Source organism: Sphingobium sp. Ant17 (assembly GCF_000588875.1).
Taxonomy (GTDB): domain Bacteria; phylum Pseudomonadota; class Alphaproteobacteria; order Sphingomonadales; family Sphingomonadaceae; genus Sphingobium.
Genome location: NZ_JEMV01000041.1, coordinates 1 through 14,205, shown reverse-complemented (window position 1 = coordinate 14,205; position 14,205 = coordinate 1). Strand labels below are relative to the sequence as shown.

The 14,205-nt window shown below is 63.2% G+C and carries 17 protein-coding genes; 7 read left to right on the top strand and 10 right to left on the bottom strand.

The window, feature by feature from the left end; genetic code table 11:
* The first annotated feature begins 9 nt into the window (after positions 1-9).
* The 4 genes from BF95_RS16915 to msrA all read left to right on the top strand — a co-directional run bounded on the left by BF95_RS16915 (position 10) and on the right by msrA (position 3,144).
* Entirely contained in the window at positions 10-633 is a 624-nt protein-coding gene (locus BF95_RS16915) for an aminotransferase class IV (protein WP_043152799.1), read from the top strand.
* A gap of 186 nt (positions 634-819) precedes the next feature.
* Positions 820-2,022 (top strand): pyridoxal phosphate-dependent aminotransferase, encoded by a 1,203-nt coding sequence (locus BF95_RS16910; RefSeq protein WP_043152797.1) that lies wholly within the window; start codon positions 820-822, stop codon positions 2,020-2,022.
* 311 nt (positions 2,023-2,333) lie between these two features.
* Positions 2,334-2,486 (top strand): hypothetical protein, encoded by a 153-nt coding sequence (locus BF95_RS28345; RefSeq protein ID WP_200866995.1) that lies wholly within the window; start codon positions 2,334-2,336, stop codon positions 2,484-2,486.
* On the top strand, positions 2,473-3,144 hold the full coding sequence (gene msrA / locus BF95_RS16905; RefSeq protein WP_043152795.1) for a peptide-methionine (S)-S-oxide reductase MsrA: 672 nt from the start codon (positions 2,473-2,475) through the stop codon (positions 3,142-3,144). Before BF95_RS28345 ends, msrA begins: the two co-directional genes overlap by 14 nt.
* Before the next feature lie 33 nt (positions 3,145-3,177).
* Here the strand turns inward: msrA and BF95_RS16900 are convergent, their stop codons facing one another.
* The 3 genes from BF95_RS16900 to thrS all read right to left on the bottom strand — a co-directional run bounded on the left by BF95_RS16900 (position 3,178) and on the right by thrS (position 8,160).
* Positions 3,178-5,253 (bottom strand): TonB-dependent receptor domain-containing protein, encoded by a 2,076-nt coding sequence (locus BF95_RS16900; protein ID WP_443018386.1) that lies wholly within the window; start codon positions 5,251-5,253, stop codon positions 3,178-3,180.
* A 255-nt stretch (positions 5,254-5,508) separates the two neighbouring features.
* Complete coding sequence (gene infC / locus BF95_RS16895) at positions 5,509-6,042, bottom strand: translation initiation factor IF-3 (protein ID WP_037479690.1); 534 nt, start codon at positions 6,040-6,042, stop codon at positions 5,509-5,511.
* Between the two features lie 129 nt (positions 6,043-6,171).
* Entirely contained in the window at positions 6,172-8,160 is a 1,989-nt protein-coding gene (gene thrS / locus BF95_RS16890; protein ID WP_043152790.1) for a threonine--tRNA ligase, read from the bottom strand.
* A 191-nt stretch (positions 8,161-8,351) separates the two neighbouring features.
* Between thrS and BF95_RS16885 the strand changes: the two genes are divergently transcribed.
* From BF95_RS16885 to BF95_RS16875, 3 genes are read left to right on the top strand one after another with little or no spacing between them, the layout of a single operon-like run.
* The gene (locus tag BF95_RS16885; RefSeq protein WP_043152788.1) at positions 8,352-8,771 is read left to right on the top strand and encodes a hypothetical protein; all 420 of its coding nucleotides are present in this window, start codon (positions 8,352-8,354) and stop codon (positions 8,769-8,771) included.
* Positions 8,768-8,977, top strand: coding sequence for a helix-turn-helix transcriptional regulator (locus BF95_RS16880; RefSeq protein ID WP_043152785.1), 210 nt, complete (start codon positions 8,768-8,770; stop codon positions 8,975-8,977). The genes BF95_RS16885 and BF95_RS16880 overlap by 4 nt, the downstream gene beginning before the upstream one ends.
* Positions 8,974-9,153, top strand: coding sequence for a hypothetical protein (locus tag BF95_RS16875; RefSeq protein WP_043152783.1), 180 nt, complete (start codon positions 8,974-8,976; stop codon positions 9,151-9,153). The genes BF95_RS16880 and BF95_RS16875 overlap by 4 nt, the downstream gene beginning before the upstream one ends.
* A gap of 1 nt (position 9,154) precedes the next feature.
* Here the strand turns inward: BF95_RS16875 and BF95_RS16870 are convergent, their stop codons facing one another.
* From BF95_RS16870 to ubiB, 7 genes are all read right to left on the bottom strand, one after another.
* The gene (locus tag BF95_RS16870; RefSeq protein WP_043152782.1) at positions 9,155-9,520 is read right to left on the bottom strand and encodes a DsrE family protein; all 366 of its coding nucleotides are present in this window, start codon (positions 9,518-9,520) and stop codon (positions 9,155-9,157) included.
* A complete protein-coding gene (locus BF95_RS16865) occupies positions 9,508-10,275 on the bottom strand; it encodes a HesA/MoeB/ThiF family protein (protein WP_043152826.1) in 768 nt (255 codons plus the stop codon). Before BF95_RS16865 ends, BF95_RS16870 begins: the two co-directional genes overlap by 13 nt.
* Positions 10,272-10,679: a hypothetical protein gene (locus BF95_RS16860; RefSeq protein ID WP_043152780.1), complete on the bottom strand. Its 408-nt coding sequence runs from the start codon at positions 10,677-10,679 to the stop codon at positions 10,272-10,274. Before BF95_RS16860 ends, BF95_RS16865 begins: the two co-directional genes overlap by 4 nt.
* A gap of 4 nt (positions 10,680-10,683) precedes the next feature.
* Positions 10,684-11,139 (bottom strand): dUTP diphosphatase, encoded by a 456-nt coding sequence (gene dut, locus BF95_RS16855; RefSeq protein ID WP_043152778.1) that lies wholly within the window; start codon positions 11,137-11,139, stop codon positions 10,684-10,686.
* Entirely contained in the window at positions 11,114-12,388 is a 1,275-nt protein-coding gene (locus BF95_RS16850) for a bifunctional phosphopantothenoylcysteine decarboxylase/phosphopantothenate synthase (protein WP_043152776.1), read from the bottom strand. The genes dut and BF95_RS16850 overlap by 26 nt, the downstream gene beginning before the upstream one ends.
* A complete protein-coding gene (locus BF95_RS31155) occupies positions 12,385-12,543 on the bottom strand; it encodes a DNA polymerase beta superfamily protein (protein WP_081764193.1) in 159 nt (52 codons plus the stop codon). Before BF95_RS31155 ends, BF95_RS16850 begins: the two co-directional genes overlap by 4 nt.
* A gap of 73 nt (positions 12,544-12,616) precedes the next feature.
* On the bottom strand, positions 12,617-14,155 hold the full coding sequence (gene ubiB, locus BF95_RS16845) for a 2-polyprenylphenol 6-hydroxylase (protein ID WP_043152775.1): 1,539 nt from the start codon (positions 14,153-14,155) through the stop codon (positions 12,617-12,619).
* Positions 14,156-14,205: the final 50 nt, after the last annotated feature.

The window sequence follows — 14,205 nt, the reverse complement described above, 5'->3', positions numbered from 1 at the left end:
ATAGCGGCAATGTCACTGGCTGATCGACGCTTCGACCTCATCGAAACCATGGCCTTCGATCCGCTCGAAGGGATAAGGTTGCTGGACCTGCATCTGACGCGGCTCAAGGCGAGCGCCGATGCATTCGGTTTCGCTTTCGATCGCCATGCCGTCCGCAACGAATTGCAGGCCGCGACCTTTCGCTTGCGCAACCGTGGCCGGGTGCGGCTGATGACGGCGCGCAGCGGCGCGGTGGCGATCGAGGTGCGCGACCATATCGGCTGGCCCCAGGCGATCGTCCCGGTCAAGGTCGTGCCGCGCCATGCGCCCGCAGATGACCTGCGACTGCTGCACAAGACCACCGACCGCAGCCTCTATCGCGACGCATTGAAGCGGGGCGGTACTTATGAGGTCGCGCTGATCGATGCGCAGGGCTATCTGACCGAAGGGTGTTTCTCTTCGCTGTTCGTGGAGCGGGGCGACAGGCTGGTGACGCCACCGCTGGCGCGCGGCCTGCTGCCGGGCATATTGCGCCAGAGCTTGATCGACATGGGCGAGGCGATCGAGGGTGACCTGCGCGTTTCCGATCTGGATCGCGGATTTTTCATCGGCAATGCCGCGCGCGGCATGGTCGCGGCGACGCTGGCACCATAGCCGCGCTTTCCTGCCGAATAGCCATTCCCTGCCATCTGGCCGGTTGCCCCATTGTCCGTTGCGCACTAAGGGACGCGGCATCCGCCTTATGGGCGGATGAGGGGATTTGAATATTTTTTGTCGCGATTCCCAGGATGGCGGGCTGTACCGATCGCTTGGACGTCGCTTTGAAGAAAGAACATTGCCATGAGCCAGACTTCTGCCGCCTTGGGTCGTATCCAGCCGTCCGCCACGCTCGCCATGAGCGCCCGTGTGAACGCGCTCAAAGCCGAAGGCGTGGACGTCATTGGCTTGTCGGCGGGCGAGCCGGATTTCGACACGCCCGATTTCGTCAAGGACGCGGGCATTGCCGCGATCCGCAACAACCAGACCCGCTATACCGACGTGGACGGCACCGCCGACGTCAAGGAAGCGGTGATGTTCAAGTTCAAGCGCGACAATGGGCTGGACTATAAGCGCAGCCAGATCAGCGTGAACTCCGGCGGCAAGCACACTTTGTTCAATGCGCTGCTGGCGACGGTGGACGCGGGCGATGAAGTCATCATCCCGGCACCCTATTGGGTCAGCTATCCCGACATCGTGAATTTCGCCGGCGGCACGCCCGTCTTCATCGAAGGGCCGGCGAGCCAGGGCTATAAGATCACCGCCGCCCAGCTGGACGCCGCGATCACCCCGCGCACCAAATGGGTGATGCTCAATTCGCCGTCCAACCCCAGCGGTGCGGCCTATTCGGCGGAGGAATTGAAGGCGCTGGCCGACGTGCTGCTGCGCCATCCCCATGTGCTGATCATGACCGACGATATGTATGAGCATGTCTGGTACGCATCGACGCCGTTCGCGACGATCGCGCAGGTCTGCCCGGAACTGTATGACCGCACCCTGACGGTCAATGGCTGCTCCAAGGCCTTCTCGATGACCGGTTGGCGCATCGGCTTTGCCGGTGGTCCCGAATGGATTATCAAGGCGATGGGCAAGCTGCAGTCGCAATCGACCAGCAACCCCTGTTCGATCAGCCAGGCTGCCGCCGTCGCCGCGCTGACCGGCCCGCAGGATTTCCTGGAAGAGCGCAACGCCGTGTTCAAGAAGCGCCGCGACATGGTGGTGGCGATGCTGAACGATGCGCCGGGCCTGGATTGCCCGACGCCCGAAGGTGCTTTCTACGTCTATCCCGACGCCAGCGGCGTGATCGGCAAGATGACACCCAAGGGCGTGCGGATCGACAATGACGAAGCGCTGATCGCCTATTTCCTGGACGAAGCGAAGGTCGCCGCCGTCCATGGTGCCGCCTTCGGCCTCTCGCCCGCCTTCCGCATCAGTTATGCGACGTCGGAAGATGTGCTGAAAAAGGCCTGCACCCGCATTCAAGAAGCCTGCGCCGCGCTCAAATAAGCGCGGCGTTCGACCCCTCCCGTGAACGGGAGGGGTAGGGGTAGGCGTGCTGCCGATGCGTCGCTTGCCCGTTCAACATGCAAAAATGGAAACGGTCCTTTTCGACCCGTGCCGTCTTGTAGATGGCGCGACGGGCTTTATATCCCCGTTGCACAAAGAAACTGATTGGGGTTGTTGCCGCTCGTCGTCTTTGCCGATGCCTTGGTCGAAAGCCGCTCCCCGGCTGCCGTCTATTCAGCAAGGGGCAAGACAAGCAGATGTAACCACACGGCTCACTCAGCCGAACCCCCATAATAAGGAAGGCGCAGACCATGTTGGCATTTTTGAAATCCGAATTGTTTCTGCGCTTCGCGGGCGGTTTTGCGATTGGTCTTGTCGGCATGGTCCTGCTGCAGCCCGATGAGCAGCCGATCCTGAGCACCTCTGCGATCGCGGCGACTGGTAGCACCAGTGCGGCGCTCTAATCGGCTCATCCTGACGATCGTGGCGGGCCTCGCGCTCGCAGCGCCCCTGCACGCCGAGCGCACGGTTTTGGCCCCTGTCGCGACGATCGATGCCGCGCCCACACGCGCACTGGAAACCGCTGTGTTTGCAGGTGGTTGCTATTGGGGCGTCGAGGGCGTCTTTTCCCATGTGAAGGGCGTGCAACTCGTCAAATCCGGCTTTACCGGTGGGCCCAAGAATCGCCGCGTCGATTATGATATGGTGAGCGGCGGGAATACCGGGTTCGCAGAAGCCGTCCGCGTTACCTACGACCCCAAGCAGGTCAGCTATGGCACCTTGTTGCGGGTCTTCTTCTCGGTCGTGGCCGACCCCACGACGCTGAACCAGCAGGGCCCGGATCGCGGCACCCAATATCGCAGCGCGCTTTATCCGTTGAATGCCGAGCAGGGCAAGGCGGCGGAGGCCTATCTCGCGCAACTGGGCAAAGCCGGGTTATGGCGCGACCCGATCGTGACAAAGGTGGAGCGGTTTGCGGGCTTTCAGGATGCCGACGCCTATCATCAGGACTTCATGCGCAAGAATCCGCGCCATCCTTATATACTGCGCTGGGACGCACCCAAGCTGGCGGCGTTCAAGACGATGTTTCCGACCTTGTATCGGGACAAACCGTCCGCATAAATGGGCGGCGCGGTTCGTCCCGACCATCCGCGCCTAGAAGTCCACCGTTGCCGACAGCCACAGCCGACGGCCTTCCTGATTGATGGCATAGGCTGACGTGAATATGTCGGTGCCGTCACTGTCATAGGACACATATTCGGCATAGTCGGTGTCGAGGATATTGTTGACGGTTGCCGCTAGGCGGAAGGCGGGCGTGATCTGATACGAGCCGCCGATATGAAACAGCTCATAGCCCCGGAAGTCGCCAACGCCCGCCCGGTCGTCAGCGTCGTTGCGGAAACGGCTCGACCGGATTTCGGCCCGCGCCCAGACACTGGCCTTGTCCCCCAGCTTCCAACGCAGATTGCCGTTCAGCATATGTTTGGGCATGCCGACGAGCGGTAGTCCTTCGTTCGGCCCGCTCAACTGCTCGCTGTCGGTATAGGTGTAATTGAGCACCAGCGAGACGGCGGGCGAGAAAGTGAATCGGGTTGCGACCTCTGCACCGCGCGTCCGGGCCTTGTCGATATTGATCGACTGGCTGAACTGCTCGATCGTCGGGAAATTGCCGACATCGACGCAACCTGGCCGATTGGGGGATGCGGCGAACTGGCAGTTGGGGACGAAGACGCCCGAGGTGATCCGGTCATTAAAGTCATTGTTGAACAGGGTGACATTGCCGCTGAAAAAGCCATGGCTGTCAAAATAGAGGCCAGCTTCGTAGCTGGTGCTGGTTTCGGGACTCAGGCCTGGCGTACCGAGCAAAGGTAGCGTGCCCTGCCTGCCGAACCCAATGATCCCCTCGGCAATCTGTTCGACGCGCGGCGTTTTGAAGCCGCGGCTGACGCCGCCTTTCAGCGTCACATTGTCATTGATGTTCCACACCGCATAGGCGCGCGGCGACCATTTGCTGCCAAAGGTCGAATGATCGTCATAGCGCGCGCCGCCGGTCAGGTTGAAGCCATCGACGATCGTCCAGGTCGCTTCGGCAAAGCCCGCCCATTGGGTGAAGGTGAAGGGTTCAGGCGCGACGCCCTCGATCATGCGGGCTTTCCAATATTGGCCGCCGACGGTGAAGGCGAGCGCGCCGACTTTGCCCGCAAAGCGCGAATCGATGATGTCGTTGCGCGCTTCGAGCGTGCGGGCGCTGCCCGGCGTCGCGCCCGGCGTGCCATTGGGGATGAGGCGACCGATGGTTTCCGTATCGTTGCGGGTCAGCGTGGTGTCGAGCTGGCCGAAACCCATCCGCCAGCTATGGGCGAGGACATAATTGCTGCGGTTGAACTGCTGTTCCGGGGCATAGCCACCCGACCCCAGCGTCCCCAGCCGCCCTTCGCTATTGTCATAGCTCTGCTCGTTGCGATCATATTCGATCCACAGGTCATGGTCGGCATGAGGGGTGAAGGTCAGGCGCCCACCATAGGTGTAGATGTCCGACCGCACCGGATTGCGGCCGAGTGTCAGCGCCGGATCGCCGGGGATGGGAATGTCCGATCCTTCGCGGTGGAAGACGCTGCCGCGCAGGGTCAGGCCGACCAGATTGTCGATCACCGGACCTTGGGCAAAGCCGTTGATCGACTGGATATTGCCGAAGCGGTCATCACCCTGGATGGTGCTTTCGGCGGTGGCAGTGCCGACCCAGCGGTCCCCGACCTTGCGCGTGATGATATTGACGACGCCACCCATCGCGTCCGAGCCGTAAAGGGTGGACATTGGCCCGCGCACGACCTCGATCTGCTCGATCGCGGAAAAGGGCGGCAGGAAGCTGGTGGAGGTTTCGCCGAAGCCATTGGGGGTGACGCCACCCGGCGCGTTCTGGCGGCGGCCGTCGATCAGGACCAGCGTATAGTCGCTGGGCATGCCGCGAATCGAGATATTGAGGCCGCCGGTCTTGCCCGCTTCGCCACCGACATCGACGCCCTGCACATCCTGCAAGGCTTCCGCCAGGCTGCCGAACCGCTTTTCCTGCAACTCCTCGCGGCCCAGCACGGTGATGCTGGCAGGGGCTTCGACGATATCCTGGGCGTAACCGGCGGCGGTAACGACGATCGCGTTCGATTGGTCTTCCGCCTCTTCGGGGGCCTGCGCCATCGCCGACCAGGGCGACAATCCGGCGACTAGCGCGAGCATGCTGACGCGCAGCCGGTTGGAACGTGACGACAGCATGGAACCCCGATTCATCAATAATCACCCCAGTTAATATTGCGAGTAAGTCGCAGTATATGAGGTGCCGATGGCGGGCGGTGGCTCGATCGTCAAGTAGGGGAGGGGCGTCACCCGAGTTGGGCAACACTTTGTTACAAATGGCGATCAGCCATGCATCATCAAAAAGGGCGGCACCTTGCGGCACCGCCCTCCACATCTCTCAAACCCTGAAGGGCGCGCTTATTTCGGCGCGAGGACCATCAGCATCTGGCGGCCTTCCATGCGGGGATAGGCTTCGACCTTGGCGGTTTCGGCGACATTTTCCGCCACCCGCTGGAGCAAGGCCATGCCGAGTTGCTGGTGGCTGAGTTCGCGACCGCGGAAGCGCAGGGTGATCTTCACCTTGTCGCCATCCTCGATGAAACCATGGACCTTCTTCATCTTCGTATCATAGTCATGATCGTCGATGTTCGGACGCATCTTGATCTCTTTGAGTTCCTGCGTCTTCTGGGTCTTGCGGGCGATATTCGCCTTTTTCTGGGCTTCGTATTTGAACTTGCCGATGTCCAGAAATTTGCAGACCGGTGGGTCCGCGGTCGGAGAGACTTCAACCAGGTCGAGGCCGACATCGGCTGCCTGTTCGATCGCTTCCTGCGTAAACATCACACCCAGATTCTCGCCTTCCCCGTCAATCACGCGGACTTTGGGGACCGTGATGAATTCATTGTAGCGAGGGCCGGATTTCGGCGGCGGCGCCAGTGGGCGGCGCATCATTGGGGGACGTATAGCAGTATCTCCTATGGTCGTTGCAAAAACGAGTGGCTCTTAGCGGCTTTTTGGCAAAGCCGAAAGGGGTCCGTGGTCCTGCGCAAGCGGAATCACGAACCCTGTGGCATTGCTGCCTCAATACATATCGGGCGAACGAGCTTCATTTGCAAGGCGCGAAATCACTTCGTCGAGCGAAAGGAAGCTCTGGCCGTCGCTGCCGAGCACGCGCAGCGCGACCTTGCCTTCCTCCGCCTCACGCCGGCCAACGACCAGCAGATTGGGGACTTTCGCCAAACTATGCTCGCGCACCTTGTAATTGATCTTCTCGTTGCGGCTGTCCAGTTCGGCGCGAATTCCCGCTGCCCGCAACTTGGCGACGACGTCTGCCGCATACTCATCCGCATCCGACACGATGGTTGCGACCACGGCCTGCACGGGCGCCAGCCAGAGCGGGAAACGACCGGCATAATGTTCGATCAGGATGCCGATGAAGCGTTCATAGCTGCCGAAGATCGCGCGGTGGAGCATGACGGGACGGTGCCGTGCGCCATCTTCGCCCACATAGCTGGCGTCGAGTCGTTCGGGCAGTACGCGGTCCGACTGGATCGTGCCGACCTGCCACGTGCGGCCGATCGCATCGGTCAGATGCCATTCCAGCTTGGGCGCATAGAAAGCGCCTTCGCCGGGCAGTTCTTCCCAGCCATAGTCGGGGGTGTTGAGGCCCGCCGCCGCCACCGCGTCGCGCAGTTCGTTTTCGGCCTTGTCCCACATCTCCTCGCTGCCGAACCGCTTTTCGGGGCGCAGCGCCAGTTTGATCGAGTAGGTGAAACCGAAATCCTTGTAGATGCGATCGGCCAGCGCGCAGAAGGCGCGGACTTCCTCGACGATCTGGTCCTCGCGGCAGAAGATATGCGCGTCGTCCTGCGTGAATTGCCGCACCCGCATCAGGCCGTGGAGCGCGCCATGCGGCTCGTTGCGATGGCAGCAGCCATTCTCATAAAGCCGCATCGGCAGGTCGCGATAGCTTTTGATCCCTTGGCGGAAGATCAACACATGCGCCGGGCAGTTCATGGGCTTGAGCGCCATCCAGTCGGCATCGTCCGACACTAGCGGGCCTTCATCCTCGACATTGGGCACTTCGTCGGGGATCACGAACATATTTTCGCGATATTTGCCCCAATGGCCCGAAATCTCCCACTGGCGCGCGTCCATCACCTGCGGCGTCTTGACCTCGCGATAGCCGGCATCGTCGATGGCGCGGCGCATATAGGCTTCGAGCTGACGCCAGATGAGATAGCCCTTGGGGTGCCAGAAGACGCTGCCATGCGCCTCCTGCTGGAGGTGGAACAGGTCCATCTCCGCGCCCAGCTTGCGATGGTCGCGCTTGGCCGCTTCTTCGAGGCGCGTGAGATGCTCGGCCAGTTGCTTTTTGTTCAGCCAGCCGGTGCCGGTGATGCGGCTGAGCATCGCATTCTTCTGGTCGCCGCGCCAATAGGCGCCCGATACGCGCGTCAGCTTGAATGCATCCGGGTTGAGACGCCCGGTGGACGCGAGATGCGGACCCCGGCACATGTCGTACCAGCCATCCCCCGAATGATAGACCGTTAGCGGCTCGTCGCCGGGCAATTCGGCGGCCCATTCCGCCTTGAACGTCTCGCCCGCAGCCTGCCATTGCGCGATCAGGGTTTCACGGTCGATCTCCTTGCGGATTAGCGGCTTGTCGGCGGCGATGATGCGGCGCATTTCCGCCTCGATCGCGGGCAAATCGTCGTCGGTGAAAGGGCCACGATCCGCGCTGGGCGCGAAGTCATAGTAGAAGCCGTCGTCGGTGGACGGGCCAAAGGTGATCTGGGTGCCGGGGAACAGGTGCTGGACCGCTTCGGCCAAAACATGGGCAAAGTCGTGCCGCGCCAGTTCCAGCGCATCGGCCTCATCCTTGGCCGTCACCAGCGCGAGCGCCGCGTCCTGTTCCAGCGGGCGCATGATGTCGCGCAATTCGCCATCGACCCGCGCCGCGATGGCCGCCTTGGCAAGGCCCGGCCCGATCGCTGCCGCAATATCCGCCGGGGTAGTGCCGGGCGCGACTTCACGCACGGAACCGTCGGGCAGAGTGATTTTGAGCATGGCGGACACGGGATTTCCTTGAAATACGGGCAATGTCGCGGCCCGAAAAGCCGCGCCTTCCCCATAAATGGGCGGTTCGGCCTGTCAAGGGAAGGGGGTGGGGAATGCGTGGGACAATCTGTCAATGAAACTTGACAGGCTGAGTGATACGCATGTAAAGGGTGCTTGTCAGTACCTGAAGGAGCGCCGACATGACCAAAACATCGCGTAACCCGGCCTATCGGCGCTATACCCGCCGGATGATCCCGATCAGCCTAGCCTATGTCGGTGCGGTCGGGTTGGCGTCCCGGCTGATCCCGGACAATGCGGCGGCGAATGGCGCAACCGTGGCGATCGCGTTGGTGCCAGGCCTCGCCGCCTTGGGCTGGATCTGGGCGATGGCGCGTCTGCTCGTGGAACTGGACGATGAATATTTGCGCATGCTGGAAGTGCGCAAATTCCTGATTGCGACGGGCTTTGCCCTGTCGATCACCAGCGTCTGGGGGGTGCTGGAGCTCTTTACCACTGTGCCCGCGTTGCCGGTCTTTTTCGTCTGGCCTTTATGGTGCGTGGGGCTGGCCCTGGGCCAGTTGGTCAATTGGCGGCAAACCGGTGTGGCGGGTTGTGCGTGAAGAACCGTCTGAAGCTGCTGCGGGCCGAGCGGGCGTGGAGCCAGGGCGACCTTGCCGCGCATCTTGGCATATCGCGCCAAAGCGTGAATGCGATAGAGACGGGCAAATATGATCCGTCGTTGCCGCTCGCTTTTCGGATTGCCGACTTGTTCGACGCGCGGATAGAGGATATTTTCCTGCGCGATGTGGAGGAGCAGGGGGCATGAAGAGGCAAGGCTATGGACTGGCGGCGGCGTTGCTCTGCTTGTGCGCTCTTGCAGGTGCCTTGCATTTTCGGCTGCTGCCCTTGACGGACGAAGTTTCCGGCTCCGGTCCCTCGGTGAGTGCGAGCATAGGCTCGACCGGCATCGAACGCTGGCGTTACCTGCCGATCCTTCGGTAACTTAGGCCAGTAACAGCCGCGCGTCGTCGTTGGTCGCTTGCAGGAAGGTGACCGGACCGCCGACTTCCACGTCCGGCGGCAAAGCCTCTGCCGTCATCCCGCACAGCGCCAATCCGCTCTGGCAGGCGCTGATCATGACGCCCAAGGCCTGCGCGTCGGCCAGCAGGGCGGCGAGGTTGGGCAATCCCGCTGCCCGATGGGCGTCATCCTGGGGCGCGACGATGGGTCGGCGGAGCAAGCCCACAGCATCCAGTTGCAGGAACAGGGCCGCCGCGCCACCCAGCGCGGCATGGGCGCTCACCACTATCAGCGCGGCGCGCAGCCGTTCGGCATCGGCCGTCGCGACGATGATCCTCAAGGGACGCATAGGTGCGCGGCGCAAGCGGGACAAGCCGGGTCCTTGGGCACGTCCAGCGTCCGGAAGCGCATGGAGAGCAGGTCGGCGATCAGCAAGCGTCCGGCCATGTCTGCGCCGAACGGCACCAGCGCGCGGATCACCTCCAGCGCGGCGAGGCTGCCCATCGCGCCGGTCAGGGCGCCGATGACGCCGGTTTCGGCGCAGTTGCGCTCCGGCGCATCCTGTGCCGCGCCGACCAGGCAGCGGTAGCAGGGCTTGTCCGCTTCCCAGCCGCGATAGGTGGCGATCTGCCCCTCGAACGGCCCGACCGCTGCGGACACCAGCGGAATGCGGAGCCGATGCGCGGCGTCTGCCACCGCCAGGCGGGTGGTGAAACTGTCGCTGCCGTCCAGCACGACATCGGCATCGCGTAGCATCAGCGCGGCATTGTCGGCATCGATGCGGGCGTTGATCGGGATCAGCTTGACGTCAGGGTTGAGCCGGGCGACCGCCGCCATCGCCGCCTCCGCCTTCGGCGCGCCGACATCGGCGGTGCCGAACAGGATTTGCCGTTGCAGGTTGGACAGGGCGACATCGTCATCGTCGATCACCCGGATCGTGCCGACGCCTGCCGCCGCCAGATAGAGGATAGCCGGGCTACCGATGCCACCCGCGCCGATCAGCGCGACATCGGCCGACAGCAGCCGAGCCTGGCCCGCGCCGCCAATTTCCTTGAGCACAATATGCCGGGCGTAGCGGTCGAGTTGGTCGTCGGTCAGCGTCACGGCGCGTCGGACCACAGGAAGCGCACCTGCGATCGCATCCAGCGTGGCTGCGCCGCGCCGGTCTTGGGGAAGGAACCGCGCAGCGAACCAAGAATGCGGCCGCTCACGAACTTTTCGACGCCAGGGCAGCGGGCGTTGATCGGGGCGATCTTCAACGGCTTGCCGTCGCCCGTCAGCAGGAACAGCATGTCGATTTCAAGCAGGCGCGATCCTTCATAGGGCACAGCGCCGCTACAATCCCCGCGCCGGTAGAGCTTGGCGACCTCCTCCGACCAGCGCGGCGAAATCTTGCGGCCCAGCCAGCCTTCGATCACCGGCACGCTCGCCAGATCGCTGGGCATGGGCGGCATGCCCGCACCCGCCACCGGGGTTGCGGCCAGCATCAGCGAAAGCAACATCGTCATTCTGTCACACTCCTGTCGAACCGAAGCCGCCCTGTCCGCGTGCGGTATCGTCCAGCCTATCGACTTCCACGAAGCTGGCAAGCTGCACGGGGGCAACCACCAACTGGGCGATGCGGTCGCCACGCTGGATCGGGAAGGGCGCGTCGCCAAGGTTGATGAGGATGATCTTCAACTCGCCGCGATAATCGGCATCGATCGTGCCGGGGGTGTTGGGCAGGCTGATGCCATGTTTGAGCGCCAGGCCCGACCGGGGGCGGACCTGCACCTCATAGCCTTGCGGAATCGCCATGGCGAAGCCGGTGGCGACCGCGTGCCGCCCGCCCGGCTGCAGGATCAGCTCTTCTGCCGACACCACATCCATACCTGCGGCCTGGGCGGTGGCATAAGCGGGGACGGGCAGTCCCTCGCCATGGGGCAGGCGCTTGAGCTGGATATCAATCGGCGTGAGGGGAGAGGGCATCAGCGACCTTTTCGATGAGTTTTTCGGCAACCAGGCTCTTGGGCATCACAGGCCAGGCGTCTATGCCAGACGCGGTGACGATCTGCACGCTATTGGCGTCGCCACCCATCACATCGCCCGACACATCGTTGGCGACGATCCAGTCCGCGCCTTTGCGCGCCAGCTTGGCTTGGGCATGGTCCGCGATCTTCTGCGTCTCGGCGGCGAAGCCGATGAGCAGGGTGGGACGTTGCGCGTGGCGGCCCAGTGTCGCGAGGATATCGGGATTCTCGACCAAAGCGAGCGGCGCGGGTTGGCCCGAGCCATCCTTTTTGAGCTTCTGGTCGGCCGCATCGGCGGTGCGCCAATCCGCGACGGCCGCGACCATGATCGCCGCGTCGGCGGGCAAGGCGCTCTCGACGGCGACCAGCATCTCGCGGGCGGTCTCTACGTCGATGCGCGTGACGCCCTGGGGCGTTGGCAGATGCACTGGCCCCGCCACCAACGTCACCCGCGCGCCAGCCTGCGCGGCAGCGGCGGCGATGGCGAAACCCTGTTTGCCCGACGATCGATTGGCGATGTAGCGGACCGGGTCGATCGGTTCATGGGTGGGACCGGCGGTGATGAGGACATGCTTGCCGCGCAAAGGTGCGTTCGTTTCCGACGAAGTCGAGAATTGCGGTGCATCCTCGGCGAAATCCGGCTGGTCAGCCAACGGATCGAAGCCCTTGGGCAGTGCAAGCAGTCGCTCAATCTCCGCAACGATCGCGTCGGGTTCCGGCAGCCGTCCGGTGCCATATTCGCCGCACGCCATCGCGCCATCGTCGGGCGTCATGATGTGGACGCCGTCGGCGTGGAGCCGCTCCAGATTGCGCTGGGTCGCGCGATGATGCCACATCCGCACATTCATGGCAGGCACGGCCAGCACCGGCTTGTCGGTCGCCAGCAGCAAAGTGGTGGCAAGGTCGTCGGCGATGCCGTTCGCCATCTTGGCCAGGATGTTCGCAGTCGCGGGCGCGACCACGACCAGATCGGCCTGACGGCTAAGCTGAATATGGCCGATCTCCTGTTCGTCCTTCAGGTTGAACAGGTCGGTAAAGACCGGATTTTCGGTCAGCGCGCCCAAAGACAGCGGCGTCACGAACTGCTGCGCGGATTGCGTTAAGACCGCGCGCACCGTCATCCCGCGTTTGCGCAGCAGGCGAACGAGTTCGAGCGACTTATAGGCCGCGATGCCGCCGGAGATGATGAGGAGGATGCGGGAGGTCATGATACCACAGCATATCTTTGGATGGCTTCTTGTCGCCTGACAAAAATGAAACGGCAGTCATAGTCACTATCAGGGGAAGGAAACCCCCAAGCGCGACTGCCGCTCTCAATAGCCCAAGCGATGGTCACATGGTGATGGGAGACAATGTCGTCCATCCGCCCGTCAATCAATGCGACGATTGCCTGATCGCAGCTACACGGAATGGAACGGAGATTGCCCACGATTTCCTTATAGTCCCTGTGCCAAGAACACACCTGCTACGCCAGCGGCCGCCGCAAACACCGCCACCACCGCATAGCGCCAGCCGCCGCCCACGCGGATCAGTTTGACTTCGGTCAGCGGGGGAGGGGGCGGGGCGCCGCCCTTTTCCGGGAAAGCGTCTTCGATCCGTCGGACAAGGCCCGGCAGTCGCTGGAGCGTGCGCCAATTTTCGATCAGCGTGTCGGCCGCCTTGGCTTCCGGGCCGAGTTCATCGCGCAGCCAGCCCTTCACATAGGGGCCACTTGTTTCCCACAGGTTGATGTCGGGGTCGAGAGAGGTCGCGACGCCCTCCACCATCACCATCGTCTTTTGCAGCAGCAGCAGATGCGGCTGCGTCTGCATGTCGAAGTCGCGGGTGATGGCGAACAGGCCATCGAGCATGCCGCCGACCGACAATTCGCGCACCGGCTTGCCGCGCATCGGTTCGCCCACCGCGCGCAGGGCGGTCGCGAACTCCGCCATATCGTGGTGCACGGGCACATATTGCGCCTCGAAATGGATTTCCGCGACGCGCTTATAGTTGCCGGTGATCAGGCCGTAGAGAATTTCCGCCAGCCACATCCGCGCGCGCCGGTCGATCCGCCCCATAATGCCGAAGTCGATCGCGACGATGTCGCCATTGGCCGTCACGAACAAATTGCCCTGATGCATGTCGGCGTGGAAGAAACCTTCCGCAATCGCCTGCCGCAGGAAGGCGTTGACCAGCCGCGCGGCGATGGCGGGCAAGTCATGCCCCGCCGCGATCAGCGCCTCGCGATCCGAAATCTTGATGCCGTCGATCCATTCCATCGTCATGACCTTGCCGGTCGTGCGATCCCAATCGATCGTGGGAATGCGATAGCCGGGCTGGGCTACCATCGTTTCGGCGAGTTCCGACGCGGAGGCGGCTTCGCGGCGCAGGTCGAGTTCGCGCGCGGTCCAGCGCTTCATATTGGCGATGACCAGGCGCGGGCGCAGCCGGGCGATTTCGCCGCCCAGTTGTTCGATATGGGCGGCCGCCCATTCATAGGTGGTGATGTCGCGGTTGAATTGTTCGGCGACGCCGGGGCGGATCACCTTGACCGCAACATCACGGCCATCGGTGGTCAGCGCGCGATGCACCTGCGCGATGGAGGCCGCACCGACCGGCACTTCGTCGAACCGGGCATAGATGGCTTCCAGAGGCTTGCCGAAGCTCGTCTCGATCTGCGCGCGGATGGTGTCGAAGGGGACGGGGGGGAGCGCGTCCTGCAGGCGCAGCAGATCTGCCGTGGCTTCTTCCCCGACGAGGTCGGGGCGAGTCGCAAGCGTCTGCCCCAGTTTGATCGCCGCCGGGCCGATCGACTGAAAGGCATCGGCATAGCGCGGCTGTTTGGGGACGCGGGCACCGAAGCGGGCAAGGCGCACGAGCCGCCGCACGGGTGCAGGGGTCAGCGGGTCGCGCTCTATGCCCGTCAGCGCGCCATGACGCGCCAGCGTGCGCCCCCATTTGAGGAGCCGCCAGATATGGGTGATGTGGGTGGTCATATTATCGGCTCCCCTCCTTCAGGGGAGGGGCGTGGGGGTGGGGGCTTTCG